Source organism: Ferrimonas sp. SCSIO 43195, assembly GCF_023716685.1.
Taxonomy (GTDB): Bacteria; Pseudomonadota; Gammaproteobacteria; order Enterobacterales; family Shewanellaceae; genus Ferrimonas; species Ferrimonas kyonanensis.
In genome coordinates this window covers 4,241,657-4,268,336 of the sequence record NZ_CP072679.1, presented here as the reverse complement: position 1 = coordinate 4,268,336, position 26,680 = coordinate 4,241,657, and the positions used below count along the sequence as shown (strand labels likewise).

The window sequence follows — 26,680 nt, the reverse complement described above, 5'->3', positions numbered from 1 at the left end:
CAAAAAGCGGATATTGGTGGGATTGAGGACATAAAAAACCCCACAGCAAAGCTATGGGGTCCAAGATATGGTCTTTCAGGGCTCGCTTATCACGAGCTTCTGCGTTATTTGCTAGCGCGCTAATTTTATACCAAAGCCAGATTGCCGACGCAATACCTTGTTATGAATAAGTTCCCATTGAATTTGAGTCACAGTTCAAATTTTTTGCCATTAATTTTGAGAAATCGCTCACGCGGACAGGCCCATAATCCGTGCTCATGATGCTACAATACCGGCACTTTTATAACGCTTGCGTGTTAGGGATGAGCGAAATGTCCGAGTTGAAAAACGATCGTTATCTGCGTGCGCTTCTGCGCCAGCCCGTTGATAAAACCCCAGTATGGATGATGCGCCAGGCAGGCCGTTATCTGCCAGAGTACCGCGCCACCCGTGCCGAAGCCGGTGACTTCATGTCCCTGTGCCGCAACGCCGAACTGGCCTGTGAAGTGACTCTGCAACCACTGCGCCGTTACCCTCTGGATGCCGCCATCCTGTTCTCCGATATCCTGACCGTTCCCGATGCCATGGGTCTGGGTCTGTACTTCGAACAGGGTGAAGGGCCTCGCTTCCAGACCCTGTGCGACAGCAAAGCAGTTATCGAAAAGCTGCCGGTACCGGATCCTGAAGGGGAACTGAAGTACGTGATGGACGCGGTTCGCACCATCCGTCGTGAACTGAAAGGCGAAGTACCGCTGATCGGTTTCTCCGGCAGCCCGTGGACTCTGGCCACTTACATGGTTGAAGGCGGTAGCTCTAAAGACTTCGCCAAGATCAAGAAGATGGCCTTTGCTGAGCCGGCCACACTGCATATGTTGCTGGACAAGCTGGCCGACTCGGTCATCCTGTACCTGAACGCCCAGATCAAAGCCGGTGCCCAGGCGGTACAGATCTTCGATACCTGGGGCGGTGCCCTGTCTGGCCCGGCCTACCGTGAGTTCTCCCTGCACTACATGCACAAGATTGTCGACGGCCTGATCCGTGAACACGATGGTCGTAAGGTGCCGGTTGTGTTGTTCACCAAGGGCGGTGGTCAGTGGCTGGAAGACATCGCGGCCACCGGCTGTGATGCTGTGGGTTGTGACTGGACCGTAGACATGAAGTCAGCCCGTGAGCGGGTTGGCAACCAGGTGGCCCTGCAGGGCAACATGGATCCGTCCTGGCTGTATGCGCCAGCGGATAAGATTCGTGGCGAAGTCAGCCGTATCCTGGAAGAGTTTGGTCCTCACAACGGCCACGTCTTCAACCTGGGCCACGGTATTCACCAGCACGTGGATCCAGAAAACGCCGGTGCCTTCATTCGCGCCGTGCACGAGCTGTCCGAACCTTACCACAAGTAAGCGTTTGCCAAGACAGTCGAAGCCCAGCCATCGTGCTGGGCTTTTTTGTGCCTGTTTCACAAGCTGTTGCAAAAAGCCAAAAAGGACTTTATTTCTCGGTTGAGATGATCCATGATGCAAACAGATGTTTGTATAGCGGACAAAAGTTTATGACCGATCGGGAACAACAGATTCTGGCCATTCTTCGTCAGGACCCCATGATTCCACAGCAGGATCTGGCGGATCGCCTTGGCATCAGCCGCAGCGCGGTTGCCGGACACATCATGAACCTGACCCGTAAGGGCGAAATTCAGGGGAAGGGTTACATCCTGGCCCCGGAGCGCTACGCGGTGGTGATTGGCGGCGCCAATATGGATCTCTGCGGCCGGGCAGACAACCCGCTGGTGAGCGGTGACTCCAACCCGGGTCAGCTGACCTGCAGCGCCGGCGGTGTGGGTCGCAACATCGCCGATAACCTGGGGCGCCTCGGCAGCCGGGTTCAGTTTATCGGTGCCCTCGGCGATGACAGTTGGGGCGAACAGCTCAAGCAGGCGTGCCGGGAAGCCGGCGTGGGCGTGGATCACAGCCTTACCGTTGGCGGTGCTACCACCTGCAGCTATCTGTCCATTCATGACCCGGATGGTGAGATGCAGCTGGCACTGAACGACATGTCGCTGATCGAGAGCCTCAATGCCGATCAACTGGCCAAACGGGAAGGGGTACTGAATCGCGCCTCGGCCCTGGTGGTGGATGCCAACCTCGGTGCCAGCGCCCTGGATTACCTGTTTCACTGCCATGGCGACAAGCCGATACTGGTGGATCCGGTATCGACGGTGAAAGCCTCTCGGCTGGCGCCCTACCTGTCAAAAATTCACACCCTTAAGCCCAACCGCCTGGAAGCGGAGCTGTTGTCCGGCCAACCGCTGAAGCGGCTGGAAGATCTGCCGAACGTGGCTCGGGCGCTGCACGAGCAAGGGGTCACCCGGTTGCTGATCAGCCTCGGCAGCGAGGGCGCTTACTCCAGCTGTGAGAACGGCAGTCGCCTGATCCCGGCATCGGCCACCCAGGTCAACAACGTCACCGGCGCCGGTGATGCCCTGATGGCGGGACTGGCCCACGGACACCTGAATCAATGGCAATGGGACCGCAGTGTCGACTTTGCCCTCGGAGCCGCCCGCCTGGCGCTGGCTGCCGAAAAAACCATCAACTCAACCATGTCAGAGCAGTCGGTCACCCGCCTGCTAGAGGAAGCAAAATGATGTTAGAGCAATATCTGGATATTCAACCTGAAGTGGCTGCGGCCCTGGCCAATAACCAAGCTGTCGTCGCTCTGGAATCGACCATTATTTCTCACGGCATGCCTTATCCCCGCAACGTGGATACCGCGCTGGAAGTGGAGCAGGCGATCCGTGATCAGGGCGCGGTTCCGGCCACCATCGCCATCATCGAAGGCCGCCTCAAGGTGGGTCTGGATGAAGCTCAGATCCGTCATCTGGGTCAAGCCGGCCAGGCCGTTGCCAAGGTTAGCCGTCGTGACATTCCATTCGTTGTTGCGGCGAAAAAAGACGGCGCCACCACCGTGGCGGCGACCATGATTCTGGCTGCCATGGCGGGCATCAAGGTGTTTGCTACCGGTGGTATCGGCGGCGTACACCGCGGTGCGCAGGAGACATTCGACATCTCCGCCGACCTGCAGGAGTTGGCGCACACCGATGTGGCCGTGGTCTGTGCCGGTGCCAAGTCAATTCTGGACCTGGGCCTGACCCGTGAATACCTGGAAACTCAGGGGGTTCCGGTTGTGGGCTACCAGACCGACAGCCTGCCGGCGTTCTACACCCGCGAAAGCGAGCACAGCATCGACTACCGCCTGGATACGCCGGAGCAGATCGCATCGGCGCTGAAAGCCAAGTGGGCTCTGGGCCTCAATGGTGGCGTGGTGGTGACCAATCCGATTCCTGAGCAGTACGCCATGGCGCCGGAGCTGATCACCGAAGCCATTGAAACTGCGCTGAAAGAAGCAGAAGAGCAGGGCATCGCCGGTAAGGCGTCCACCCCGTTCCTGTTGGCGCGAGTGTGCGAACTGACCGGTGGCAACAGCCTCGATTCCAACATCCAGCTGGTGCTGAACAACGCCCGCCTGGGTGCGCAGATTGCGGCGTCTTACTGCAAGTAAGCCCGATCGTCGGGGCGGCGTTCGCCGCCCCGTTCTCTCTTCCCTTCAAACGTCAGTCGTGCTGAGCCAATGCGGCTCTGACCCGATGTTGTAACTCCGGTACCACCTCCTGCTCAAACCAGGGATTGCGTCTCAGCCACAGGTTGTTGCGCGGCGAAGGGTGAGGCAGCGGCAGACGTCCTTGATCCAGATGATCACGCCATTGGCGCACGCTGTCGGTCAGCGAGTGGAACTGTTCGAGGTAATGGCGCTGAGCGTATTGCCCCACCAGCAGAGTCAGCCGAACTTGTGGCAGTCGCTGCAGCACTTGGCGGTGCCATTGCGGCGCGCAGCGCGGATCCGGTGGGTTGTCACCGCTTTTGCCCCGGCCGGGGTAACAAAATCCCATGGGGACGATGGCCACATCGCCAGGATGGTAGAACTGCTCCGGAGTCAGATTCAGCCATTGCCGCAACCGTTGGCCGCTGGGATCGTCCCAGGGAATGCCGCTGTGATGCACTTTCAGGCCCGGCGCCTGGCCGATGATCAGCAGCCGGGCGCTGCCGGAGAACTGCACCACCGGCCGTGGACCCAGTGGCAGTTGCGCCTGACACAGGCGACAGTCTCGAATCTCATTGACCAGAGGGTCATCGCTCAACCGTATCGGAACAGTGTGTGGAGTATCAGAAAACATATTGAATTTGCATTTCCCATTTAAAAGGAAACCGAATTTCGGTAACTTGGGTGGCATTCGAGATTCACAGCGGGCAATGCACCACTGCGTCAATGAGCATTACCAAGCGCTTCATACTACAACTCGGTGCCATCGCCTTGCCGATCCTCATCTTTATCGGCAGCTCGCTCTACTGGCAACTGGAAAGCGGATTGTCGTCGATGACGACGGATCTGCACAGTCGCACCCTCGCCAATGTCGTCAACGAGTTGGAATCGGATCTGCGGGATCAGATTCAGAACATCAACGACGTGGCCCTGGCTCAGCAACCCTTGCAAAACCAACTGCTGTCACAGCAACGTCAGCTGGGACGAGTGCTGCTGGTGATGAACCATCACGGTGAACTCAGGTTGCTGTTACCTGAGAATAGCCGACCCAATGGCATTGAGCAGAGCACACTGGAACGCTTTCAGTCGATATTCACCGTCGGCAGTTTCCAGTTTGAACGCAGTGGGGTGATGCCGGTTGCCCATCAATTTTATAGCGTCAGTGTGATTCCAGTACAAAATAAATTGTGGCGCGGTATGGCCCTGGTACAGGAATTGACCCCGGCCAAGCTCAAGGCGCTCGGCAATGCCAGTGAGCTGATTGGCAGCATCAGTGTTATGCCGGAGTCGCAGTTGGGACGCACCATCAGCATTCCCATCGCCACGTTTTCCGGAGAGCCGTTACGGTTGTCGGCGACCTTCCATCACTGGCAGGCGATGCAGAAGAACCAGCTGTTGCTGTCGTTGATGACGATGTTTGTCCTCGCCATTGTGCTGATGTTGGCGGTGATGGTGTTCCACCTGTGGCGGCAGCTGATCGCACCGGCCCAGGAGTTGTCGACCCTGCTCAAGCAGCATCAGGCCAATAAGGATTGGCACCGGCCGGTGGTGATGAAAGGCTCCGGTGCCACCAAGGGGCTGAGCCGGCTGATCAACAGCTTGACCATGGAGATTGCCAACAGCCACCTGTTTTATCACACCGCCCTCAATGCGGTGTCCGATGCCGCCATCATGGTGGACCGTCATGGGCGGGTGACTCAACTCAGCCCGGTGGCGGAGCTGCTGCTGGGCCTGAAGACGGACCAGGTCCGGCACAAGCAGTTGGCGGACATCATGCCCGGGAACTCCGGGGCTCAGCTCGACGCCATGCTGGTGGCCCTGCTCAATGGCAGCCAGGTTCACGAAGAGGGGCGGGTGCAGCTGGCCAAGGCGCAGTTGGCCAAGATGGTGGATTTCAGCATCACTCGCGTCGATGACCGCAGCGGCAGTTGCCTCGGGGCGGTGGTGACCCTCAAAGACATCACTCGCTCGGAGCTGCTGAAACGGGAGCTGAAGCGCAAGGCCCAGTATGACGTGGTCACCGGCCTGTTTAACCGCCAGAGCTTCGATCAGCACCTGGCACAGCTTGAAAGTGACGACGGTCAGCACGCGATCTGCTACATGGATCTGGCCCGCTTTAAACTGATCAACGACAGCTGTGGCCACGAAGCCGGCGATCGCATGCTCAAGGACGTGTCCGATGCCATGCAGCGTTGCCTGCGCAAGAGCGACTTCCTGGCTCGCATCGGCGGCGATGAGTTCGCCCTGATCCTGACCAATACCACGGCACTGGAAGCGGCCCGTCAGCTGAAGATCCTGATGGACAAGGTGCGCGGCATTACCCTGTACTGGGATTCTGGCAGCTACACCGTCGGCCTGCACATCGGTGTGGCGTTCCACCGTGGCGAAGACAGCAGCCCCCGGGAGGTGTTCAAGGACGCCGAGCTGGCCTGCCAGGCGGCGAAGAGCAAGGGTGACAGCCAGATTCACTTCTTCGATTCCCTGGATCAGGATCTGGCACATCAGCGTAATGCCCCAGCCTGGGCAATGAAGATCAACGAGGCGATTCTCAACGACAACCTGGTGCTGTTCTTCCAGCCCATCGAGGCGATCTCCCATAAGACCCACAAGCGGCGGATGGAGATTCTGCTGCGGATTCGGGAGGAGAACGGCAGCATTCTGGCGCCGGCGCAGTTCATCGCCGCGGCCGAGCGCTTTAACCTGATGCCGACCGTGGATCGGGCGGTGGTGCGCAAAGCCTTTGAGTGGCTGGCCCGTCACCCCGAACTGTGGGATACCCAGGTGATGTCGGTGAACCTGTCCGGCACCAGCCTCTCCAGCGATGGTCTGGTGGATTACATCGACGAGCTGGTGAAAAGCCTCAATATTCCGACCCATTGCATCTGTTTTGAGGTGACCGAAACCGCGGCCATCTCCAACGAGAGTCGGGCGCTGGACATTCTGCATGCCCTGCGTCGCCGTGGCTTCGCGTTTGCTTTGGATGACTTCGGTTCCGGCTTTGCCTCCTACGGCTACCTGCGCCAGCTGCCGGTGGATTACGTTAAGATCGACGGCTGTTTCGTGCGTAACCTGGCCACCAACGCCAAGGACTACGCCATCGTCAAATCGATTCATGATGTGTGCCGGGTCATCGGCATCGAGACCGTGGCCGAGTTCGTCGAGGACCAGGATACCCTGGATCAGCTCAATGCCATCGGCGTTAACTACGCTCAGGGCTATGGCATCGGTCGTCCAAAAGACCTGGAAACTTACCAACCGGATCTGCCTCCCCCAGAGGAGGCGATTCAGGCCTGAGTCCGGCAGGAAGCCGGGGCGTTAACCACAAGGAGAGTGTGATGCACGCGGTAAAAGACAAGGTGGTGATTGTCACCGGTGCCTCCGAAGGGATCGGCCGGGCGCTGGCGATGCAGTTGTCTGCCGCCGGGGCCAGGTTGATGCTGGCGGCCCGTAACCAGCAGCGGCTGCAGGCGCTGGCCGAGCAACTGCCCGGCGAGGCCGAGGTGTGTCCCTGTGACGTGGCGCAGCCGCAGCAGTGCCAGCAACTGGTGGCGCAGACCCTGGTGCACTTTGGCCGCCTCGACATCCTGGTCAATAACGCCGGTATCACCATGTGGAGTCGCTTCGATGACAGCGACGACCTGGAGGTGTTTGAACGGCTGATGCGGGTGAATTACCTGGGGGCGGTCTATCTGACACACGCCGCCTTGCCAGCCCTGAAACAAAGCCGAGGCAGCGTGGTGGCGGTGGCCTCCCTGGCCGGCCTGACCGGGGTTCCTTGTCGCAGTGGCTACGCCGCGTCCAAGCACGCCATGGTGGGTTTTTTCGATTCACTGCGCATTGAGCTGAAGGATCAAGGGGTGGACGTGACCGTGATCTGTCCCGACTTTGTGGTGTCACAGATTCACAAGCGGGCCATCGGCGCCGACGGCCAGCCTCTGGGGCAGTCGCCGATGCAGGAGTCGAAAATCATGACCGCCGAGCAGTGCGCCCAGTTGTGCCTGACCGCCATTGGCAACCGCGATCGCCTGCTGATCACCTCGCTGCGGGGCAAGCTGGGGCGCTGGCTACGGCTGCTGGCCCCGGGGCTGATCGACCGCATTGCCGACCGGGCGATTCGACAGCGGCATTGAGTGTTGCGGCAGCTCGGTATCCTCACACTCAACATGGTTAAAAGTTAACCGTCGCCAGTTTCCTCATCCTCTGCTACAATCCGCGCCCGGTACGCATTAAGGTGGCAGCATGATCCCAAAACCCAAAACCAAACTGTTCGACTACCCCAAATACTGGGCAGAGTCTTACGGGCCGGCGCCCTTTATGCCGACCTCCCGTGAGGAGATGGAGGCCCTGGGTTGGGACAGCTGCGACATCATCGTGATCACCGGCGATGCCTATGTGGATCACCCCTCCTTCGGCATGGGAATTGTCGGCCGGATGCTGGAAGCCCAGGGGTTTCGGGTCGGCATCATCGATCAGCCGGATTGGCACAGCAAAGACGACTTCATGAAGCTGGGTAAGCCGAATCTGTTCTTTGCCGTCGGGGCCGGCAACATGGACTCGATGATCAATCACTACACCGCCGATCGCCGCCTGCGTCATGACGACGCCTATACCCCGGACAACGTCCATGGTAAGCGCCCGGATCGGGCGGTGGTGGTCTACACCCAGCGTTGCAAAGAGGCCTATAAAGAGGTGCCGGTGACCATCGGCAGCATCGAGGCCAGCCTGCGCCGCATTGCCCATTACGACTACTGGCAGGATAAGGTGCGCCGCGCCATCCTGTTTGATGCTAAAGCCGATCTGCTGATCTACGGCAACGCCGAGCGCCCCATCATCGAAGTGGCCCATCGGCTGGCGGCGGGGGAGTCGATTCAGCAGATGCGCAACATTCGTGGTACCGGCTTCCTGACCAAGGAGCCGCTGCCAGGCTGGACCGGGCTGGACTCCACCACTCTGGACACCCCGGGAAAGATTGACCCCATTCCCAACCCCTATGGCGCCGATGACATGGGCTGTGAGCTCGGCAGCGGCAGTGCTGCGGTGGCGCCGTCGCAGCAGCAGGCCCAGGCGGTGGTGGTGCAACCGGCCAAGCCCAAGCCCTGGGACAAGCAGTACATCCTGTTGCCGGCATTCGACCAGGTGCGGGCCGACAAGGTGCTGTACGCCCACAGTTCGCGGGTGTTTCATCAGGAAACCAACCCCGGTTGTGCCCGGGCATTGATGCAGCGCCATGGCGATCGTTTTATCTGGCTCAATCCGCCGGCCATTCCGCTGGAGACCGATGAGATGGACTGGGTGTTTGGCTTGCCCTATCAGCGGGTGCCTCACCCTAAGTACGCCGGTCGCAAGATTCCGGCGTACGACATGATCAAGACCTCCATCAACATCATGCGCGGCTGTTATGGCGGCTGTTCGTTCTGCTCCATTACCGAGCATGAGGGCCGAATCATTCAGAGCCGCTCTCACGAGTCTATTGTCAATGAGATTGAGGAGATCAAGCAGAAGGTGCCCGGTTTTACCGGGGTGATCTCCGATCTCGGTGGTCCCACCGCCAACATGTATGGCCTGAGGTGCAAAAGCCCCAAGGCGGAGTCCACCTGTCGCCGTTTGTCCTGCATCTACCCGGACATTTGCGGCCACATGGACACCGACCACACACCCACCATCGAGTTGTATCGTAAGGCCCGCAAGGTAAAAGGGATTAAAAAGATCCTGATCGCCTCCGGGGTGCGGTATGACCTGGCGGTGGAGGATCCCCGTTACGTCAAGGAGCTGGTGACCCATCATGTGGGTGGCTACCTGAAGATTGCGCCGGAGCATACCGAAGAGGGGCCGTTGTCGAAGATGCTTAAACCGGGCATGGGCAGCTACTACCGCTTCAAGCAGTTGTTTGAACAGTACTCCGCCGAGGCGGGTAAGAAACAGTACCTGATCCCCTACTTTATCTCCGCCCACCCTGGGACCACCGATAAGGATATGGTCAACCTGGCGCTGTGGCTGAAGGCCAACAACTTCAAGTTGGATCAGGTGCAGAACTTCTACCCGTCACCGCTGGCGAACGCCACCGCCATCTGGCATACCGAGCACGACTCCATGCGCAAGGTCAGCTACAAGGGTGACAAGGTACCGGTGGCCAAAGGCGGTCGCCAACGTCGCCTGCACAAGGCGATTCTGCGCTATCACGATCCTGCCAACTGGCCGCTGATTCGGGAAGGGCTGCGGGCCAATGGGCTGGCGAAGTTGATTGGCAATGGGCCTAATTGTCTGGTGCCGGCAGAGGGCCGTGACGGCCAGCGCGGTCAGCAGGGAAAAGGCAAGCCGGCGTTGTCCAGGCACACCGGCCTCAAGCAATTTGATAAGCCGCGACGGGCCGCCAAAGGCGGCGGTCAGGGAGCCAAGAGCGCAGGGGAGGGGCGTCCCGGCCAGAGCAAGCCAACGGGGCGTCCTCAGGGCAACCGCACCGGCAGTAAGCCCGCCAACCGCGGGGGCGGCCGCCCGAAACCCTCGCGTCAGGGTCGCTAGACTCAAACGGACAACGGTCGCCGAGGGGCGACCGTTGTTGTCTCGGCAGATCGGTTAGCGGTTGTAGCGGTCGATCATCAGGGTGACGCTGCTGCCGTTGTGGGTGTGGCAGGTACCGGCATCGTATTCCCGTTCCAGGGTAAATTCACACTCCCCCAGTTCCGGGGCACTGAGGCTGAGTCGGGTCGCCAGTTCATCGACGCTGATCACCAACTCCAGATGACCGGCGCTGCCGCGATCCAGTTTCAGGTAGTAGGGTTTGACCAGGGTTACCTGAATCTGCTGTGCGTGCAGCAGATTGCCGTCAGGGCCGTGAATGCCGTACAGCAGTTTCACCTGTGGCGAGGTGCTGTCGTAGGCCGCGGCCATGCTGCTGAGCAGCAGGGTGATGGCGAGCAGTAGTGTGCGCATAGGCAGTTTCCATTGGCAATGTAGCCTAAGCATAGGTGCCCGCCGTCCAGCTCGCCAATGGCCTAGCCTGTCTGGGAGGGGTTTATTCGAGGTGCGGCGGGATTACTCGGAAGGCCGATCCCGACCTTTGCCGGTTGCGGGAGTCTCCGCCCTGATGAGGCGATGGTGTCGGGGAGCTGGCGGGAGGATGTTTCAGAGCCTGAGCGGCAATGGCGCTCGTTGCCATGATTCTGTCAGCTTGGGGAGCAGCCGCGGATTCCGCGGCCACAGCATCAGGCCAGGGCCAGCAGCAGGCCACCAATGGACAACGCCGCCTTGGCGTATTGACCGGCGGTGTAGGTGGGATCGTCAATCTCTTCGATGACGTCCGGGTGATCCATGCCCAGTGCACCGTAGGTGAAGCTGGTCACCTCGTCCACATTGCTGCCTTTGTCGGCTGCCGCCGGGGCTGGGGTGGTCGCGGCGGCCGGGGAGGCGTTAACCTGCGTGGCTGTGGATTCCGCGGCCTGGGGTTGTGGCCGTGCCGTTTTCGGCGTCAGGGACTGATACGCCTGAAGCGATGCTTGAGAACCAACCTGCACGAACGACACTCCTTTACTCTGACCAAATTTGGGCAACTTCAGCTACTGTACAGGTTATCGGTTTGAAATGCTGTGACTTTAGCAATCTTTGCATTGTCAGTATCGCTTTGGGGATAAATCAGCTCAGTTGCTAAGTAATAGCCGGTAATCGCAGTTTTGGGATCCCAAAACGTGCCCCAAATCACCCAAAAACGCACCCGGTTAACGTTTGGGTAACAATTTGGCTTCAAGAGGTGTGCATTTTCGCATCCAGTTGGTTACCGTCTTGGTCACTTTTGCTGCATGGATCACGGTTCGTTTTTTCGCCGTGTTTGCAACCGAGGTTGTCACGGTCTGTGGTTAGCCCGGCCAGTATCGTGTCCCTACCCAATAAAGGGTCCAATCAATGATGATGATTGAAAGGGATATGATGATGAACTCTCCAAAATTTAAGGTCGCAACCCTAGCGACCATGCTCACCCTGGCCTTGACGGGCTGTAGTGGTGACGACGGCAGTGACGGTGCCCCCGGTACTCCCGGTGAAGACGGCAAACCCGGACTGATCATTGCTGACAGTGCCAAGAGCCTGGCAGTGACCGTGGATCAGATCCTGGTGGCCGACGAGTCTAAGCTGACCTTTACCGTTCGTAATGAAGAAGATCTGCCGGTGGTTGGTCTGGATAAATTTGGCTTTATCCTCAGTGGACTGGAGCAGGGCAAAAACGGCGATGCCGATGCCTGGAAACTGCTGTCTTCCGAGGGATGCCCCGCCAGCAAGTACTCCAAGTGCGGCACTTTGGAAGACAACAAAGATGGCAGCTACAGCTATCTGTTTGACAAAGATGTGACCACTGAAGAGGCGTTTACTCTGGCCGATGACAAGACGCTGCGCCTGGTGGTTCGGGTTGGCGGTGAACAGGTGGGCGTGTCCGATGTGCCGTACATCAATGACGTTCATGACTTCCGTCTCGATGGCAATGCCGTGGCCTACACCAAGAATGTCGCCACGGTAGAGAACTGCGCCGGTTGTCACGATGACATCGCCATGCACGGTGGCAAGTACACCGAGGTGGAAACCTGCGTTGCCTGCCACGCCGATAACAAAGTGGGCGACGATGCGTTGTTTACCAACCTGGCCCACAAGGTTCACGTTGGGGTGATCGCCGCGCCAGTGGGCGGGTGTGATAACTGCCACATGGCCACCGATGGTGCGACCGACTTTGCCAACTGGAAACAGGTCCCAACCGCAGAATCTTGCTCGACCTGTCACGCCGATGTGGATTTTGAAACCGGCGCCAATCACGTCGGCGGGCCGCGAGAGGACAACAGTGCCTGTGCCGTGTGCCACTCCGAGTCGATGATCGAGATGAATCACCTGTCCACCTACAAGGGCCAGACCTCTCGTCGTGAGAACGTCCACCTGACGGTGACGGATGCCAAGATGGTGGCGGCGCCACAGGCACAGGAAAACATCGATGCCGGCCTGGATACCGCCAATACTGGCTATGTGCAACTGACCGTCGACATTCGTGACAAAGACGGCCAGAGCATGAACCTGCAGCTGGATAAGGCCGATTTCTTCTACTACTCCGAGTTTTACATCAACTGGGGTGGCCATGATATGGCCATGGAGCGCGGTAAGATTCTGCGGGTGTTTACCAATAAGGAGCTGTACCCGGGTTACGTGGATAAGCCTATCGTACTCAACTACGAAAACGGTGAAACCACCTTTGAGATTGGTCCGTTCGAGCTGACCGATGCCTTCGATGGTGACTTGAGCGCCAGCTACGGCATGGTGACGCCGCGGATCTGGTTCTGCATGGATGAGACCGGCACCACCATCCAGTCTTGTTCTGAAACGGCCAGTGTCTGGGGTCAAGGTGCGGCGGGCTACAACTGGCTGCACTTCTTTGACGATCAGGGCATGCTTAACGAGCGTCCTCGCCGCCAGGTGGTGACCAATGAGAAGTGTGGTTCTTGCCACGGTACCACCACTCGCGAAAGCGACGGCATGGTACAGATGACCCTGAACTGCCGCAGCTGCCACCCGGTAACCAAGACCGATTCCGAGTTCTTCGGCACCACTTGTGCCTCCGGTTCGCTGGACAAAGACGGTGATGGCAGCCTGGACGAACAGGTAATGCTGAAAAACCTGATGCCTCGGGGCGAGCGTGACTGGACCACGGCGTCTAACGCCGGCGAAGAGTGTCTGGCCTGCCACAACGCCAACAACCCGCCGACTCAGGTGATCCGTGATTCCCACACCAAGCAAGGCGATGCGGACTACGTTGAGCAGCTGACCATGAGCCACCCGGATCATAAGGTCTGGATTCACGCCATGCACGCCAACAACCGCGCCAACCAGGGCGGTGAAGGCTGGGTTCGTAACGTCGAGTACTCCGCCGATCTGGCCAACTGCGTTAAGTGTCACGAGGGTGACAGCTTCGATACCAAGTACCTGGTCGGCCGTAAGCCTCTGGCACTGGATCTGGACTACATGGACACCTACGACGGCCTGGATCCGGCCGATGGCAAAGACACCAGCGGCAACAAGCGTTACGCCGTCGATGCCAAAGCCGATGCCTACGTGTCTCCGACTGCAGCCGTGTGCCTGAGTTGTCACGGTAAGCGTGCCCCTGAAGCCGGTGAAGATCGCCGTCAGGTACGCAAAGACGTGGTGGCCCACATGAAGCAAAACGGAGCCCAATTCGGTGTCACCGAGGGTGAGTACACCGGCGAAGAGTCCTGCGCCGTGTGTCACGACCTGGGTAACCTGAAGACGGTCCATGGCCTGAACTAAGGCCTTTGGGCGGCCGTTGCCGGTCGCCCAGTTTTCCCTGTACTGCGATACTGGCCCGGGCTTCATCACCCGGGCCTTTTTTGCTCCGCCGAAAGAGTTTCGAAATTCAGAACTGCATCATGCTAAATCTGAAACAGAGCCCGTATGATTGGGCTGTGCGGCGGTTACCGTACGGTATCCCGGTGGTGAACACGGGGTTAGAGAGGATTGAATTGAAGTTATCCAAGCATCTGACTATCGACGAAGAGCGTCGCGAGCTTATTGATCATAAGCTGAATCAGACGCATCCCTTGTCCTTTGCCGAGTTGGCTATCCTGACGCTGTTGCTGCAGGAGCACGGCGGTGTGGTCGACAAACAGACCCTGACCGATGCCGGCTGGCCCGGACGGGTGGTGGCCCAGTCGTCACTGACGCAGTGTGTCAGTACTCTGAGGCGCAAGTTGGCCGGGCACCCGGAGGTTGAACTAAAAACCATTCCCCGCTATGGCTATAGCTTGTGCTGCACACAGGCGGCACCTGCTGAGGTGGCTCCGTCTTCGGAGCCTCGGCGACCGCAGTTGAATGAGGCCCAGCCGGGGCGAGCCCGTCCACGCTGGCGATGGCTGACCCTGCCTGCGGTGCTGATTCTGGTGGCCTTTTTGCACTTGAGTGGCACATTGACCCAGATCACCGACTGGGTATTGCTGATGAATCAGCCCGGTGTGGCGGAGATCGAACCGGATCGGATGCGGGTTGGTTCCCACCCTAACCAGGTGCATCGGGTGGTGTTTGAAGATGAAACTGCGGTGGAGCAGGTGTCGCCGCAGCAGTTTATCGCCAACTGGCGGCGGGCCGATGAGATGCTGCCGGAGGTGCGTCCACAGCAGAGCTACCTGAAACAGAGCGCCGATTTTGACTCCATCGCCCTGTGCGCCGATTACGACGGCCAGTGCCGGGATCGGCAACCGCTAAACCTGGTGCGTCGCCATGATCAGCAGCCGCCGCTGGATCTGAAGTGGCTGCAGGAAACCAAGTTGCGCATGGAGCAGGTGACCTACAACAAGATTCTGCTGGATCGATTCGATGGCCCGACAGAGGGCATGTTGGAAGACGTCTACCGGGCCGATGTTTATTACTACGGCGACAGCGATAACGTGGTCCGTGGGGATCTGCGCTTTTCGGTGTTGTATCAGTCTGATAATCACGGCCAACTGCTGGTGGCGGCCTGTTTTACCGATGCGGTCAACAAAGAGATCAGCATGCGTTACGAGTTCTCTGGTCCGTTCCGGGTACAGCAACGCACCGTTGACGGCAAAGCGGTGAAGCGGTTTCTGATCGACGTCGACAACCAGAACTTCCGTCGACCCGAGCAGTTATCTGAAGAGGGGGCGGTGATCTACCGTGAGATTCAGCGGGCGGTGCTGTCGAAGAAGCAGATGACCCTGCACCAGCTGTATGAAGACGATCAGAGCGGCGTTTGGAGCCTGCCGTTGTGGGGTGAGACCGTGGTCTGGGCCCACCGCGCCAAGCTAACGCTGTAATCGACCGCAGCATGAAAAAAGGGCCCTCTGGCCCTTTTTTTTGGTTGGCGCAAGCCTTAGTCCCGAATCACCTTGATGTCGGTGAACCCTTTCTGACGAATGTAGGTGTCGCGGAAGTTGCGGACGGTCTTTTTGTCGCGGGTGGACATCTTCACCGCCTGCTCCATGTTGAGGTAATCACTGGTGTCGATTCCCTCGGCGGCGGCCACGGCTTCAAAGGCGTCGTGGTACTGGTCATTGGCGTAGCCGATGCTCTTGTTCACTCCCTTGAAGGTGTAGTTGATGGTCAGGGCCATTACTGCTTCTCCTTCAGGCGGATACCATCGCTATCAATGCTGATTCTACCGGATTTAAACAGGCCGCCGATGGTGCGTTTGTACATCTTCTTGCTGACTTTATACAGCCGCTTGATCGCCTCAGGATCCGCCTTATCCCCCAGTGGGCTGAAGCCGTTGTTGCGCTGCAGGTGATCCAGCACCTGCTGGCTCAGTTGGTCCAGCGCTTCGTTGACCGGTGGATTCAGAGTCAGATCGATGCCGCCGTCCTCGCGTACCCACTTAACGTAGCCTTTCATCCGTTGACCCACCCGGGCGTCTTTAAACAACTCATTGTGGTACAGGATGCCCCAGTAGCTGTCGTTGACGATGGCCTTAAAGCCCAGATCGGTGTTGTTGGTCAGCATCAGGTCGACCTCCTGCATCTTGCGGAAGCGGCCGGGGCGCTCAGACACAAAGCGATCCAGTTTGCTGGAGGCGGCCAGACGTTCGGTGTGGCGATCCTGATAGACGTACACCACGTAGTGGCGGCCCTTTTCCATTGGCACTTTTTGCTGGTTATAAGGCACCAGCAGGTCTTTATCCAGCCCCCAGTCCATAAAGGCGCCGGCGTTGTTGATGTCCACCACCTGCAACAGGGCAAACTCGCCCAGGCAGGCTTTGGCCTTCTGAGTGGTGGCGATCAGCTGATCGTTGGAATCGAAATAGATGAACACCTCGATCTCGGTGCCGACAGCCGCGCCTTCGGGCACGAACTTGTTGGGAAGCAGGATGTTGCCAAAGCTATCGCCGTCAAGAAAGACGCCGTAATCGCTGAGGCGAACGACTTTGAGCCGATTGTACTGACCAATTTTAACCATGGTGATGTAACTGTCCGAATAATGCCAAAGGCGCGCAGCGTCGGTATGACCTGCCAGCGACGGGCCGCGTTCAGCCAGTGGTGGCGTCGCGGGGAGGAAGATCTGCGCCAGAATGGCACTGATTATATCAAACTGGTGGGGGATGTGCGCGGTTGAGGTCGCCACCCAGGCCGGATGGCACCGGCCTGGACAGGATGATGAAGTTGGCGGGGCTGGCTGGTTACAGCTTGATGCCCTCGACATGGAGATCGATCTGCACCTCGGCAGATTGAGGGCCCAGATCCATGGGAATGCCAAACTCCTTCATGGTCAGGGTGGTGCTGCCGGCGAAACCGACGCGTTCACCGCCCCAGGGATCCTTGCCTTCGCCAATCTTGGTGACGTCGATGGCGATGGGCTTGGTGACACCGCGCAGAGTGAAGTCGCCATACAGGGTGCCGGACATATCGTCCTTAGCCTTGTAAGAGGTGCTGTTGAAGGTCGCTTTCGGATAGGTGCTGACCTCCAGGAAATCTTCTCCTCGAATGTGCTTGTCCCGTTCGGCGTGGTTGGAGTTCACGCTCTTGGTGTCGATGCTGACCCGAAAGGCACTGGGTTGGGTGCCGTCGTAGCTGAAGCTGCCGTTGAAGGTGTCGAAGCGACCGATGACCCAACTGTAGCCCAGGTGATTGATTTTAAAGTTGACCGAGGCATGAGCGCCCTTGGTGTCGATGGCATAGTCGTCGGCCAGGGCCAGGTTGCTTAGGGTCAGAGTGGCGCCCAGTAGGGCGGCGTTGATCAGTTTCATAGTGTTGCTCTCTCTTTAGTTTGCGGTGAAATCATTCGACCCAGGGTGTTGTCCCGGTCGAGGAATTGGTGTTTTACGGCCGCCAGTCCGTGTCCGGCGGCCAGGACGATCAGGCTCCAGGCGGCGTAGGCGTGCACGGTGCCGGCGAGCTCTTCCTGCTGTGGCAGGCCATGGATCAGCGCCGGAATGCTGAACCAATTGAAGATGTCGATGGCTCGGCCATCGGCGGTGGAGATCAGATAGCCGGATACCATCAGCGTCAGCAGCAGCAGGTAGATGGCGCCGTGACCCAGTTTGGCGGCAACCTGGGTGGCCCGGCCCTGACCGGCGGGGGCGTTGGGCGATGGATTGCTGAAGCGCCACCACAGTCGGAACAGGGTCGCCAGCAGTAACAGCATGCCCAGGCTCTTATGGATCAGCGGCGCTTCCCGGTACCAGGGGTGGTAATAGGTCAGTTCCACCATGTATAGCCCCAGGCCAAACAGGCCGAACACCGCCAGAGCCGACAGCCAGTGCAGGGCGATGGTGATCCAGCCGTAGCGGTCTTGTGTATTGCGTAACATCACACTGTCTCCGTAATTTGAGTGTTGGCTGTCATTTTAATTGCATCAAAGAGAATGAAAATTGCAAAAATGCGGCCAAAACGTTCGATTTTGTTGGTTTTGTCTTGCGTCGTGGTGACGGTCGGAGTAGGGTGTTGAATATTGTATGCAAAATGGGTGAGTCAACTATGTGGGGAAAATCAGGGCGTTGGGCGGTAGGACTGATGCTGACATCGACATTGGTCTGGGCTGAACCGGGGCCGACGTCAGCGACGGTCGATCAGGTATTGAGTCAGCAACATCGCTGCAGTGCGACGCTGCTGCTGCGTTCGCAGGCCCTGACTCGCGAGCAGCAGCATCAGGCTTGTGAGCGACTCCTGGTTCAGGAGGCGCGCTTTCATCAGTTATTTGGCACCGAAGGTTCACCGGTTGCCGATGATCACAACCTGGCCATGCGGGCCAACGTCTACCGCGATCGCGACAGCTATGTGGCCCATGTAACGAAGCACTTCGATGTCCCCAGTGATAATGGCGGCATGTACCTTGAGGGCGCGCCGTCTCAGCCAGGCAATCAGGCAGAGTTTGTGGCTTACCAGAAACAGGGAGTGATCTGGAACCTCAACCATGAATACGTCCACTATCTGGATGGGCGTTTCAACTTGTACGGGGATTTCTGCATGAACCTGCACGATGACCACAGTGCCCCGGAGTATTGCCCGCAGCCGACGCCGCCGCTGCCGCATCTGGTGTGGTGGAGTGAAGGCGTTGCCGAATACATTGCCAAGGGGCAGAACAACCCCAAGGCACTGGCGCTGGCAGGTGAGGGAGGCTACAGCCTCAGCGAGTTGTTTAACACCAGTTATAACGTCAATGGCGGCAGCGACAGGGTCTACCGCTGGGGCTACCTGGCGGTGCGATATATGATGGAACAGCAGCGCCCTCGGGTGGAACAGATGCTGACCCTGACCCGCCGTGGAGATTATTTGGGTTATCAGCAACTGGTGGCGGAATGGGGTCAGCAAATGGATCCGGATTTTGAGCGCTGGCTGATTGAGCTCGGGCGCATAACGAATTAATTCACAAAAGATTTATCTTAGTTTGCGCCGAGGCCGATGGAAATGTGACCCAGTTAATGGCAGTGGCGCGTGTGGCGCGGCATGCTGGGTTCAGGCAGATAAGATGGCGTGAAGGAGGGCAGGCATGGAGTCGGCGTTGACCGTGGTGTTGTTGTTGGTGGTGGCTACCGGTGCGGTGGCGTTTTTCGTGGTTCCCCGAAAGCGAAAGCACCGGGACATTACCCCGGTTTCCAATCGCAGCCGTAAAAAGCGCGCCCGCAAGAAGCACCACGCCTGAAAAAGGCCGCATTAGCGGCCTTTTCTTTGCTCGAACGGGTTATTGCTGTTCCCGGGCGATGGCGCGATAGGCGATGTCGCTGCGGCTAAAGGCGCCGTCCCAGTGAACCTGGCGGGCCAATTCGTAGGCCCGCTGCTGGGCGTCGGTTACCGTGGCGCCCAGGGCGGTGGCACACAGCACCCGGCCGCCGTTGGTCACTACCTGGCCGTCGACGCTGGCGGTTCCGGCATGGAACACTTTCTGGCCTTCGGCTTCCTGCTGTGGCAGTCCGCCAATGACGTCGCCTTTACGATAGTCGCCCGGGTAACCGCCGGCGGCCAGCACAATGCCTACCGCAGCACGGGGATCGTAGTCGGCGCGCAAGCCTTCTAACTCGCCCTTGCTGCCGGCCAGGCACAACTGCACCAGATCCGATTGCATGCGCATCATGATCGGTTGAGTTTCCGGGTCGCCAAAGCGGCAGTTGTATTCAATGACCTTGGGAGTGCCGTCGGCAGCGATCATCAGCCCGGCGTACAGGAACCCCTGATAGGGGTGCCCTTCGGCTTTCATTCCTTCCACCGTTGGCAGGATCACCTCATTCATGATGCGGTCATGAATCTCGGCCGTAACCACGGGGGCCGGAGAGTACGCCCCCATGCCGCCGGTGTTGGGGCCGGTATCACCATCACCGACCCGCTTGTGATCCTGGCTGGTGGCCATGGGCAAGACGTGATTGCCGTCTACCATCACGATGAATGAGGCTTCTTCGCCCTCGAGGAACTCCTCGATCACCACCCGGTGGCCGGCGTCACCGAAGGCGTTGCCTGCCAGCATGTCTTTTACTGCGGCTTCGGCTTCCTCCAGGGTCATGGCGACGATCACCCCTTTACCGGCGGCCAGGCCGTCGGCTTTAACTACGATGGGGGCTCCGTGCTGGCGCAGGTAGGCCAGTGCCGGTTCCACTTCGGTGAAGTTCTGGTAGCTGCCTGTGGGAATCTGGTGGCGGGCCAGGAAGTCCTTGGTAAACGCCTTGGACCCCTCCAGTTGGGCCGCGGCCGCGGTGGGGCCGAAGATGGCCAGACCGGCAGCGTTAAAGGCATCGACGACGCCTTCCACCAGCGGGGCTTCCGGGCCAACAATGGTCAGGGCTACATCGTGATCACGGGCAAAGGCCACCAAGGCTTCATTGCCGCTGACGGCGACGTTTTCCAGCTTCGGTTCCAGGGCGGTACCGGCGTTGCCCGGTGCCACATAGACGGTGTCGACTTCGGCAGACTGGGCGGCCTTCCAGGCCAGGGCGTGTTCGCGGCCACCACCACCAATTACGAGTACTTTCATGGTGCAATCCTTTAGTGTTTGAAGTGGCGCTGGCCGGTGAAGATCATCACCATGCCATGCTCATTGGCCGCATCGATGACTTCCTGGTCCCGCATCGAGCCACCGGGTTGAATCACACACTTGATGCCGGCTTCGGCGGCGGCATCGATGCCGTCACGGAACGGGAAGAAGGCGTCGGAGGCCATCACTGACCCGGGCACTTCCAGCCCTTCGTCGGCGGCCTTGATGCCGGCGATCTTGGCGGAGTAGACCCGGCTCATCTGGCCGGCGCCGACGCCGATGGTCATGCCGCCTTTGGCGTAAACAATGGCATTGGACTTAACAAACTTGGCCACCTTCCAGCAGAACAGGGCGTCTTTGAGTTGCTCGGCGCTGGGCTTGGCATCGGAGACCACCGACAGGTCGGTTTCGCTGACCATGCCCTGGTCGCGATCCTGCACCAGGATGCCGCCGTTGACGCGTTTAATGTCGAACTCGGTGGTGCGGGCCTGCCACTGGCCGCACGCCAGCAGGCGGACGTTCTGCTTGGCAGCCACGATGGCCTTGGCGTCTTCGCTGATGGACGGGGCGATGATGACCTCGACAAATTGACGGTCGACAATGGCCTGAGCGGTTTCGCCATCCAGTTCGCGGTTAAAGGCGATGATGCCACCAAAGGCCGAGGTGGGGTCGGTCTTAAAGGCACGCTCGTAAGCCTGAAGCGGGCTTTCACCCAGGGCGACGCCACAGGGGTTGGCGTGCTTGACGATGACGCAGGCGGGCTGGTCAAACTCTTTCACACACTCCAATGCGGCATCGGTGTCGGCGATGTTGTTGTAGGACAACGCCTTGCCCTGAAGCTGCACGGCACTGGCCACCGAGGCTTCCTGCAACTGCTTTTCGACATAGAAGGCGGCGTCCTGATGGCTGTTTTCGCCATAGCGCATGTCCTGTTTCTTTTCGAACTGCATATTGAAGGTACGGGGGAACTTGGAGTCGGCATCGCCCTCGGTGTTGTCGCCATAGCTGGGCACCATGGTGCCAAAGTAATTGGCGATCATGCCATCGTAAGCGGCGGTGTGTTCAAAGGCGGCGATGGCCAGATCGAAGCGGGTGGCGAGACTCAGACCATTGTGGTTGGCGTCCATCTCGGCGATGACCCGATCGTAGTCATGGGCGTTCACCACAATGGTGACGTCTTTGTGATTCTTGGCGGCGGAGCGAACCATGGTTGGGCCACCAATGTCGATGTTTTCGACCGCATCGGCCAGGGTGCATCCGGCTTTGGCGACGGTGTCTGCAAAGGGATAGAGGTTGACCACCACCATGTCGATGGGGTTAATACCGTGGCTGTCCATCACCGCATCGTCCTGTTCGCGTCGGCCAAGGATGCCGCCGTGAACTTTGGGATGCAGGGTTTTGACGCGGCCATCCATCATCTCCGGGAAGCCGGTGTAGTCGGACACTTCAGTCACAGGCAGGCCGGCGTCGGCGATCAACCGGGCGGTGCCGCCGGTAGACAGCAGTTCCACGCCGCGCTCGGTCAGGGCCCGGGCGAAGTCGACCATGCCGGTTTTATCGGACACACTCAGCAGAGCGCGACGAATTGGACGTGCAGATTCCATGGGTACAGATCCTTTATGTAGGGTTAGCTCGTTGCCTCGGGGCAACGTTATTATGGGAAGATATTTCGCTAAACCGTCACCGAACGCCTTGGCGAAATACCCTCGTCAGGACCCTGTTATACCCTGCAGTCTGTGGCGCGCATTGTACGTGAAAATGCTCACAAAATCAGGTCTTATCCCGAAGTATCGTTCGCACATAAGAAAAGAGCGTTCCAATATAAAAAACATTTGACCTTTGACCTAACTCCAAGGTTTATACTGGCTGCCATAGAGTAAGCGGGAGTGAATCATGTACAAGATTGGTGAGCTGGCAGCGGCCTGTAAAGTAAAGCCAGATACATTAAGGTTTTATGAGAAGAATGGCCTGTTAAATCCAGCGAATCGCTCTGACAAGGGCTATCGCATCTACAGCGATGACGATGCTCAGCAGTTGCGCTTCATCCTACGGGCCAAGGCGATGGGCTTTAGCCTGTCGGACATCAGGGAGCTGTTGAATATCGAAGCCAGCCGCTCTGATTGGGCCTGCGCCGATGTCAAAGGGATGGTGGAAGCCAAGGCGCTGGAGCTGCAAACCAAGATTGATGAAATGACTCGCCTGCGTGATTCCCTGCAAGAGTTAGCGGATGCCTGTTGTGGTGGCCCGGAAAGCGCCATTCATTGCTCGATCCTCGACACTCTGGAGACCAAATGATGTTGTTGTTAGAGAATTTCCTCGATCTGTTTCTGGACTCGGCACCCTGGCTGTTGCTGGGGCTGTTCCTGGCGGGGATGCTGAAGATGTTCGTGCCGATGGAATGGATGAACCGTCAACTGGGCGGCCATGGATTCAAGACCACCCTCAAGGCGGCGGTCTTTGGTGCGCCGCTGCCGTTGTGTTCCTGCGGTGTTATCCCCGCCGCCGTCGGTCTGCGTCGCTCTGGTGCCTCGAAGAGCGCCACCACGTCGTTTCTGGTGTCCACTCCGGAAACCGGAGTGGACTCGGTGTCGGTGTCTTACGTGCTGCTTGGGCCCTTTATGGCGGTGGTTCGCCCCATTGCCGCCATTACCTCGGCCATAGTGGCGGGCCTGCTGGTGGGCAAAGACGATGAGCCCGACGCTAAGCCGCAATTGAAGATGACGCCGCTGCAGTCGGCCCCGGCGATGATGGCGGCGCCAGCCGCTGGTTTCAAGCCCGCTTCCAAGGCTCAGAGCAGTTGCTGTGGCAGCAAGCCGGAACCTCAGGCTCAGAGCAGTTGCTGTGGCAGTAAGCCCGAGCCTAAGCCTCAGAGCGGTTGTTGCAGCACTAAACCAGAGCCCAAGCCTCAGAGCAGTTGTTGCGGCTCTAAACCGGCGGCCAACGCCGATGCCGGTTGTTGCAGTGCCCAGTCTGAGCCCAAGGCCACGGACTCGGTGATGAGTCGAATGTGGCAGGGCGTGGTGTACGCCAGCACCGATCTGGTGAAAGACACCACGGTGTGGTTGCTCATCGGCCTGTTCTTTGCGGCACTGGTGAATACCTTTGTGCCACCCCAGTATCTGGCCCAGTGGGGCGATGGCATCCTGGCGATGTCGCTGATGGTGCTGGTGTCTGTGCCCATGTACATTTGTGCCACCGCGTCGACGCCCATTGCGGCGGGGCTGTTGCTGGCCGGCGTGTCGCCCGGGGCCGTACTGGTGTTCATGATGGCCGGCCCGGCCACCAACATCGCCACCCTTGGGGTGGTGCGTAAAGAGTTAGGTGCTCGGGCCCTGTGGGGCTATCTGGGCGGTGTCATCGGTACCGCCATGGTGTTTGGTTTCGTGGTGAATTTCCTGGTCAGCCAGTACGGATTTACCGTGACCCCCTTGGTGGGTGAGGAGCATCGCATGTTGCCTGAGCCACTGGTGTATGGCAGTGCCCTGCTGCTGGCGGTATTGATGTTCAAAACCCTGACCCAGACCGTTAAGCGGCGACTGATGCCGGCCCCTCAGGGTTAAGACTGCACCGATTCAGAGTAAGACAACGCCGCCTCGCGGCGTTTTTTTTGCCATGGCCGGGGCGGTTGGGGGCGGCGATGGGCGATGGGGCGGGAGCCTGTCCTTGTCCTGACTCAAAGCGTGGCGCCGAGGGTGTGGTAGACTTTCTTTCTATAGACAGTTGGATTTGCTGTCTTTTTTGGCAGTGGGTGCGTTGAAAGTGGTTTGCACGTACCTGTTGAATCACCCTTCGGCACCGGATGTGGGGTCGGAATTCGGAGAGAAGCATGAGTGCGTTATTGGTATTGGTGACGGCCCTGGCCGTTGAACCCGGCTTGGACGGGGTAGAGAACGGGGTTGAGTACGTGTGCAGCAACGGCGACAACGAGCGCCGTATTCAGGTGATCTATCCAAAAGGGGCGCCCCTGCCCTGTGAAGTGCACTACATCAAAGGCAGTGACAGCAAGGTGCTGTGGCGGGCCAACAATGAGCCTGGTTATTGTGACGCCCGGGCGGCGGAGTTTGCCGAGAAACAAAAAGCGATGTATTTCCCCTGCACTCAGAATCAGTGATGGAGTGCCTTCATCAGCCTGAACCAGGCCGGCGCAGTGCGCCGGTTTTTTTTATCTCGAGTTGGGTGCCGGTCTGATTGCCGAGGGAGTGGGGCCTTTGGGAACATCTTTTTTCACATCGGGCACAGACTGTGACGGTTTTTGCCCTCTGGGACAAAAATGAGAGGTTGAAATCGATGAAAAATCGTGCTGGCAAGGGCTGGGCGGAGTGTATGGCGAAGTTTGGGGTGAGCGGCATGAGGAGCCTGACTCAATAAAAGGCGGTTAAAGTCAGTCATCCCTGTATATAAATAACGGAAACAGTGGTAACTAAATCACCACTGAGTGATGTATCTCGATTATTTGCCGATGAAAAACTGTCGCCAGTTACATTTTTTCATCGACAGTTACCAACACCGATGTTTGTGTGATCTGGATCGGCGCTAAAATAGTGGCTACCCAGCAGTGAGGTGTATGCCTGAAATATGATTTACCTTTTTATTATTTAAGTCCTGTTTAATTAATTCCAGTCTATTTCTACAAAGCCCTTTGTTGTCACCTTTATATCGTAGGCTTATGACATCTGCCGGTCTGAGTTATAGCTTCGATCATCGGTTTTGATGTGGTTCTGGCCTGAAAGTTCACCCTCCGATGGCACTCAATCTCTCTAATTTAACACCCCCTTCACTTTGAGGGTTATTTGTGATTGCGGTCGCCTTCCTGTGTCGCATTGTGAGTTTGATCCTGCTGGCACCGTTGTTGAGGTGGTCTTCATCGATGTTTTGCTGGGGTTTTGTGATCGCGATCGCGCCAGGGGTGGCCGGGTGAAGCCAGGGTGGGTGAGCCCTTGTTAAATTCCGCGGTGAATTGTTTCAGTCTGCGCGTGGCGAACGATGTGAGTTTGTGAGCTTGATTGGTGCGCTATTTACTTGTTGGCGCCGACTGCAACAACCGACACGAATGACTAACCCGGTGGCCCTTGATACGACGCCGGGCAACCCCTTCACCTTTATAAGGGAAACTGAGATGTTTGTTTCAAAAATTAAAAATGCTGCGTTAGTTGCCTCTCTTGCCGCTTTGGCTACCCCTGCAATGGCCGCTTATGAAATTCAACTTAATGATAATGATAAATTGATTTTCGGCGGTTACATTAAAGTCGATGCCCGTTATGTTGACGGTGATGTGGCTTATAAAGATCAGTGGACCGGTGGTGGTACTGGCCTTGCTGAGAGCGCTTCTCAATTCCGTATTTTTGCCAACGAAACCCGCTTTAATACCAAGTACATCCACGGTGACCTGACCGGTTTCATCGAGATGGATTTCTTCGGTGGCGGCGGTAACGAAATTATCTCCAACTCCATCAACCCTCGCCTGCGTCACGCCTTCATCCAGTACCAGAACGTATTGGCCGGTCAGACCTGGACCACTTTCATGAACACCAGTGCCATCGGTGAAACCGCCGATTTCGGCAGCACCATGATGGGGATCTCGTTCTTGCGTCAGGGCCAATTGCGTTACAGCAACGGTGGTCTGCAGTTGTCACTGGAGAACCCAGAGAGCTTCGGTGGCGATACCGCCAATGACAAGCTGCCTGACGTGATCGCCAAGTACACCTTTAAGGGTGACTGGGGTAACGTCTCCATTGCTGCGGTAGGTCGCCAACTGAATACTGACGGCGGCAATACCGAGACCGCCATCGGCGGCTCCATTGCCGGTCGCATTCACACCTTCGGCAAAGACGATCTGCGCTTCCAGTACCACCAGGGCGAACTGGGCCGCTACGTGGGTACTGCCGCGGTCAAGGACCTGGTGGGTGAAAAGGTAGAAGATACCACCGCCTATAACGTGGCTTACCGTCACTTCTGGACCGAGTCCCTTCGTTCCACTCTGATCTACGGTCACATCGAAGGTGATGTGTCCGGCAACGAGACCAGCCAGTGGGGCGTTAACCTGTTCAAGAACCTGACGCCGGAGCTGTCGGTGGGCATGGAAGTGGGTAACTACTCCATCGATCACGAAGATAAAGACTCCTTCTACGGTCAGTTCTCCATGCGCTACGCGCTGTAAGGACAGGCA

General features: G+C 58.2%; 22 protein-coding genes and 1 pseudogene. 14 read left to right on the top strand and 9 right to left on the bottom strand.

The window, feature by feature from the left end; all coding sequences use genetic code 11:
* Positions 1-311: 311 nt before the first annotated feature.
* From hemE to J8Z22_RS19705, 3 genes are all read left to right on the top strand, one after another.
* On the top strand, positions 312-1,376 hold the full coding sequence (hemE, locus tag J8Z22_RS19715) for a uroporphyrinogen decarboxylase (protein WP_028111545.1): 1,065 nt from the start codon (positions 312-314) through the stop codon (positions 1,374-1,376).
* A 149-nt stretch (positions 1,377-1,525) separates the two neighbouring features.
* Positions 1,526-2,614, top strand: coding sequence for a PfkB family carbohydrate kinase (locus J8Z22_RS19710; RefSeq protein ID WP_028111546.1), 1,089 nt, complete (start codon positions 1,526-1,528; stop codon positions 2,612-2,614).
* Complete coding sequence (locus J8Z22_RS19705; RefSeq protein WP_028111547.1) at positions 2,614-3,528, top strand: pseudouridine-5'-phosphate glycosidase; 915 nt, start codon at positions 2,614-2,616, stop codon at positions 3,526-3,528. Before J8Z22_RS19710 ends, J8Z22_RS19705 begins: the two co-directional genes overlap by 1 nt.
* A 52-nt stretch (positions 3,529-3,580) precedes the next feature.
* Here the strand turns inward: J8Z22_RS19705 and J8Z22_RS19700 are convergent, their stop codons facing one another.
* Entirely contained in the window at positions 3,581-4,165 is a 585-nt protein-coding gene (locus J8Z22_RS19700; protein ID WP_252007734.1) for a uracil-DNA glycosylase family protein, read from the bottom strand.
* A 128-nt stretch (positions 4,166-4,293) separates the two neighbouring features.
* On the opposite strand from J8Z22_RS19700, the gene J8Z22_RS19695 reads away from it, so the two are divergent.
* From J8Z22_RS19695 to J8Z22_RS19685, 3 genes are all read left to right on the top strand, one after another.
* Positions 4,294-6,861 carry a bifunctional diguanylate cyclase/phosphodiesterase gene (locus tag J8Z22_RS19695; protein WP_051252271.1) on the top strand — a complete coding sequence of 856 codons (2,568 nt, stop codon included), beginning with the start codon at positions 4,294-4,296 and terminating at the stop codon, positions 6,859-6,861.
* Positions 6,862-6,902: 41 nt separating this feature from the next.
* A complete protein-coding gene (locus J8Z22_RS19690; RefSeq protein ID WP_252007732.1) occupies positions 6,903-7,697 on the top strand; it encodes an SDR family oxidoreductase in 795 nt (264 codons plus the stop codon).
* A 109-nt stretch (positions 7,698-7,806) separates the two neighbouring features.
* Complete coding sequence (locus tag J8Z22_RS19685) at positions 7,807-10,086, top strand: YgiQ family radical SAM protein (protein WP_051252273.1); 2,280 nt, start codon at positions 7,807-7,809, stop codon at positions 10,084-10,086.
* 54 nt (positions 10,087-10,140) lie between these two features.
* Here J8Z22_RS19685 and J8Z22_RS19680 read toward each other — a convergent pair whose 3' ends face one another.
* Both J8Z22_RS19680 and J8Z22_RS19675 read right to left on the bottom strand, forming a co-directional pair.
* Positions 10,141-10,497 (bottom strand): hypothetical protein, encoded by a 357-nt coding sequence (locus tag J8Z22_RS19680; RefSeq protein ID WP_028111551.1) that lies wholly within the window; start codon positions 10,495-10,497, stop codon positions 10,141-10,143.
* A gap of 272 nt (positions 10,498-10,769) precedes the next feature.
* On the bottom strand, positions 10,770-11,078 hold the full coding sequence (locus tag J8Z22_RS19675; RefSeq protein ID WP_051252275.1) for a hypothetical protein: 309 nt from the start codon (positions 11,076-11,078) through the stop codon (positions 10,770-10,772).
* A 406-nt stretch (positions 11,079-11,484) separates the two neighbouring features.
* Here J8Z22_RS19675 and J8Z22_RS19670 point away from each other — a divergent pair, with 406 nt between their 5' ends.
* Both J8Z22_RS19670 and J8Z22_RS19665 read left to right on the top strand, forming a co-directional pair.
* Positions 11,485-13,857 carry a hypothetical protein gene (locus J8Z22_RS19670; protein WP_252007729.1) on the top strand — a complete coding sequence of 791 codons (2,373 nt, stop codon included), beginning with the start codon at positions 11,485-11,487 and terminating at the stop codon, positions 13,855-13,857.
* 212 nt (positions 13,858-14,069) lie between these two features.
* On the top strand, positions 14,070-15,377 hold the full coding sequence (locus J8Z22_RS19665; RefSeq protein WP_252007726.1) for a winged helix-turn-helix domain-containing protein: 1,308 nt from the start codon (positions 14,070-14,072) through the stop codon (positions 15,375-15,377).
* Positions 15,378-15,433: 56 nt separating this feature from the next.
* Here J8Z22_RS19665 and J8Z22_RS19660 read toward each other — a convergent pair whose 3' ends face one another.
* From J8Z22_RS19660 to J8Z22_RS19645, 4 genes are read right to left on the bottom strand one after another with little or no spacing between them, the layout of a single operon-like run.
* Positions 15,434-15,673 (bottom strand): DUF2960 family protein, encoded by a 240-nt coding sequence (locus J8Z22_RS19660; RefSeq protein ID WP_028111555.1) that lies wholly within the window; start codon positions 15,671-15,673, stop codon positions 15,434-15,436.
* The gene (locus tag J8Z22_RS19655) at positions 15,673-16,677 is read right to left on the bottom strand and encodes a S1 RNA-binding domain-containing protein (RefSeq protein ID WP_252007725.1); all 1,005 of its coding nucleotides are present in this window, start codon (positions 16,675-16,677) and stop codon (positions 15,673-15,675) included. Before J8Z22_RS19655 ends, J8Z22_RS19660 begins: the two co-directional genes overlap by 1 nt.
* A 55-nt stretch (positions 16,678-16,732) precedes the next feature.
* Positions 16,733-17,299, bottom strand: a complete 567-nt coding sequence (locus J8Z22_RS19650; protein WP_028111557.1) for a YceI family protein — start codon at positions 17,297-17,299, stop codon at positions 16,733-16,735.
* Positions 17,296-17,865 (bottom strand): cytochrome b, encoded by a 570-nt coding sequence (locus tag J8Z22_RS19645; protein ID WP_028111558.1) that lies wholly within the window; start codon positions 17,863-17,865, stop codon positions 17,296-17,298. Before J8Z22_RS19645 ends, J8Z22_RS19650 begins: the two co-directional genes overlap by 4 nt.
* Before the next feature lie 200 nt (positions 17,866-18,065).
* Here J8Z22_RS19645 and J8Z22_RS19640 point away from each other — a divergent pair, with 200 nt between their 5' ends.
* Complete coding sequence (locus J8Z22_RS19640) at positions 18,066-18,917, top strand: collagenase (protein WP_051252277.1); 852 nt, start codon at positions 18,066-18,068, stop codon at positions 18,915-18,917.
* A gap of 124 nt (positions 18,918-19,041) precedes the next feature.
* The gene (locus J8Z22_RS19635; protein ID WP_156896901.1) at positions 19,042-19,194 is read left to right on the top strand and encodes a hypothetical protein; all 153 of its coding nucleotides are present in this window, start codon (positions 19,042-19,044) and stop codon (positions 19,192-19,194) included.
* 39 nt (positions 19,195-19,233) lie between these two features.
* Here J8Z22_RS19635 and purD read toward each other — a convergent pair whose 3' ends face one another.
* Positions 19,234-20,514, bottom strand: a complete 1,281-nt coding sequence (gene purD, locus J8Z22_RS19630) for a phosphoribosylamine--glycine ligase (protein ID WP_028111560.1) — start codon at positions 20,512-20,514, stop codon at positions 19,234-19,236.
* An 11-nt stretch (positions 20,515-20,525) separates the two neighbouring features.
* On the bottom strand, positions 20,526-22,118 hold the full coding sequence (gene purH / locus J8Z22_RS19625; protein ID WP_028111561.1) for a bifunctional phosphoribosylaminoimidazolecarboxamide formyltransferase/IMP cyclohydrolase: 1,593 nt from the start codon (positions 22,116-22,118) through the stop codon (positions 20,526-20,528).
* Between the two features lie 289 nt (positions 22,119-22,407).
* On the opposite strand from purH, the pseudogene zntR reads away from it, so the two are divergent.
* From zntR to J8Z22_RS19605, 4 genes and pseudogenes are all read left to right on the top strand, one after another.
* Positions 22,408-22,803: pseudogene (gene zntR / locus J8Z22_RS19620) on the top strand (Zn(2+)-responsive transcriptional regulator); the annotation flags it as partial.
* A gap of 8 nt (positions 22,804-22,811) precedes the next feature.
* Positions 22,812-24,074: an SO_0444 family Cu/Zn efflux transporter gene (locus J8Z22_RS19615; protein WP_035415104.1), complete on the top strand. Its 1,263-nt coding sequence runs from the start codon at positions 22,812-22,814 to the stop codon at positions 24,072-24,074.
* Between the two features lie 266 nt (positions 24,075-24,340).
* The gene (locus J8Z22_RS19610; RefSeq protein ID WP_028111564.1) at positions 24,341-24,625 is read left to right on the top strand and encodes a hypothetical protein; all 285 of its coding nucleotides are present in this window, start codon (positions 24,341-24,343) and stop codon (positions 24,623-24,625) included.
* Between the two features lie 1,005 nt (positions 24,626-25,630).
* A complete protein-coding gene (locus J8Z22_RS19605) occupies positions 25,631-26,671 on the top strand; it encodes a DcaP family trimeric outer membrane transporter (RefSeq protein WP_028111565.1) in 1,041 nt (346 codons plus the stop codon).
* The last annotated feature ends 9 nt before the right edge of the window (positions 26,672-26,680 follow it).

Excerpts from the sequence above, each read along its gene's own strand:
- purD (WP_028111560.1), bottom strand. The coding sequence starts at position 20,514 with ATGAAAGTACTCGTAATTGGTGGTGGTGGCCGCGAACACGCCCTGGCC.
- J8Z22_RS19705 (WP_028111547.1), top strand. The coding sequence starts at position 2,614 with ATGTTAGAGCAATATCTGGATATTCAACCTGAAGTGGCTGCGGCCCTG.
- purH (WP_028111561.1), bottom strand. The coding sequence starts at position 22,118 with ATGGAATCTGCACGTCCAATTCGTCGCGCTCTGCTGAGTGTGTCCGAT.
- J8Z22_RS19690 (WP_252007732.1), top strand. The coding sequence starts at position 6,903 with ATGCACGCGGTAAAAGACAAGGTGGTGATTGTCACCGGTGCCTCCGAA.
- J8Z22_RS19710 (WP_028111546.1), top strand. The coding sequence starts at position 1,526 with ATGACCGATCGGGAACAACAGATTCTGGCCATTCTTCGTCAGGACCCC.
- J8Z22_RS19605 (WP_028111565.1), top strand. The coding sequence starts at position 25,631 with ATGTTTGTTTCAAAAATTAAAAATGCTGCGTTAGTTGCCTCTCTTGCC.
- J8Z22_RS19670 (WP_252007729.1), top strand. The coding sequence starts at position 11,485 with ATGATGATGAACTCTCCAAAATTTAAGGTCGCAACCCTAGCGACCATG.
- J8Z22_RS19610 (WP_028111564.1), top strand. The coding sequence starts at position 24,341 with ATGAGTGCGTTATTGGTATTGGTGACGGCCCTGGCCGTTGAACCCGGC.
- J8Z22_RS19650 (WP_028111557.1), bottom strand. The coding sequence starts at position 17,299 with ATGAAACTGATCAACGCCGCCCTACTGGGCGCCACTCTGACCCTAAGC.
- J8Z22_RS19640 (WP_051252277.1), top strand. The coding sequence starts at position 18,066 with ATGCTGACATCGACATTGGTCTGGGCTGAACCGGGGCCGACGTCAGCG.
- J8Z22_RS19680 (WP_028111551.1), bottom strand. The coding sequence starts at position 10,497 with ATGCGCACACTACTGCTCGCCATCACCCTGCTGCTCAGCAGCATGGCC.
- hemE (WP_028111545.1), top strand. The coding sequence starts at position 312 with ATGTCCGAGTTGAAAAACGATCGTTATCTGCGTGCGCTTCTGCGCCAG.
- J8Z22_RS19635 (WP_156896901.1), top strand. The coding sequence starts at position 19,042 with ATGGAGTCGGCGTTGACCGTGGTGTTGTTGTTGGTGGTGGCTACCGGT.
- J8Z22_RS19685 (WP_051252273.1), top strand. The coding sequence starts at position 7,807 with ATGATCCCAAAACCCAAAACCAAACTGTTCGACTACCCCAAATACTGG.
- J8Z22_RS19660 (WP_028111555.1), bottom strand. The coding sequence starts at position 15,673 with ATGGCCCTGACCATCAACTACACCTTCAAGGGAGTGAACAAGAGCATC.
- J8Z22_RS19695 (WP_051252271.1), top strand. The coding sequence starts at position 4,294 with ATGAGCATTACCAAGCGCTTCATACTACAACTCGGTGCCATCGCCTTG.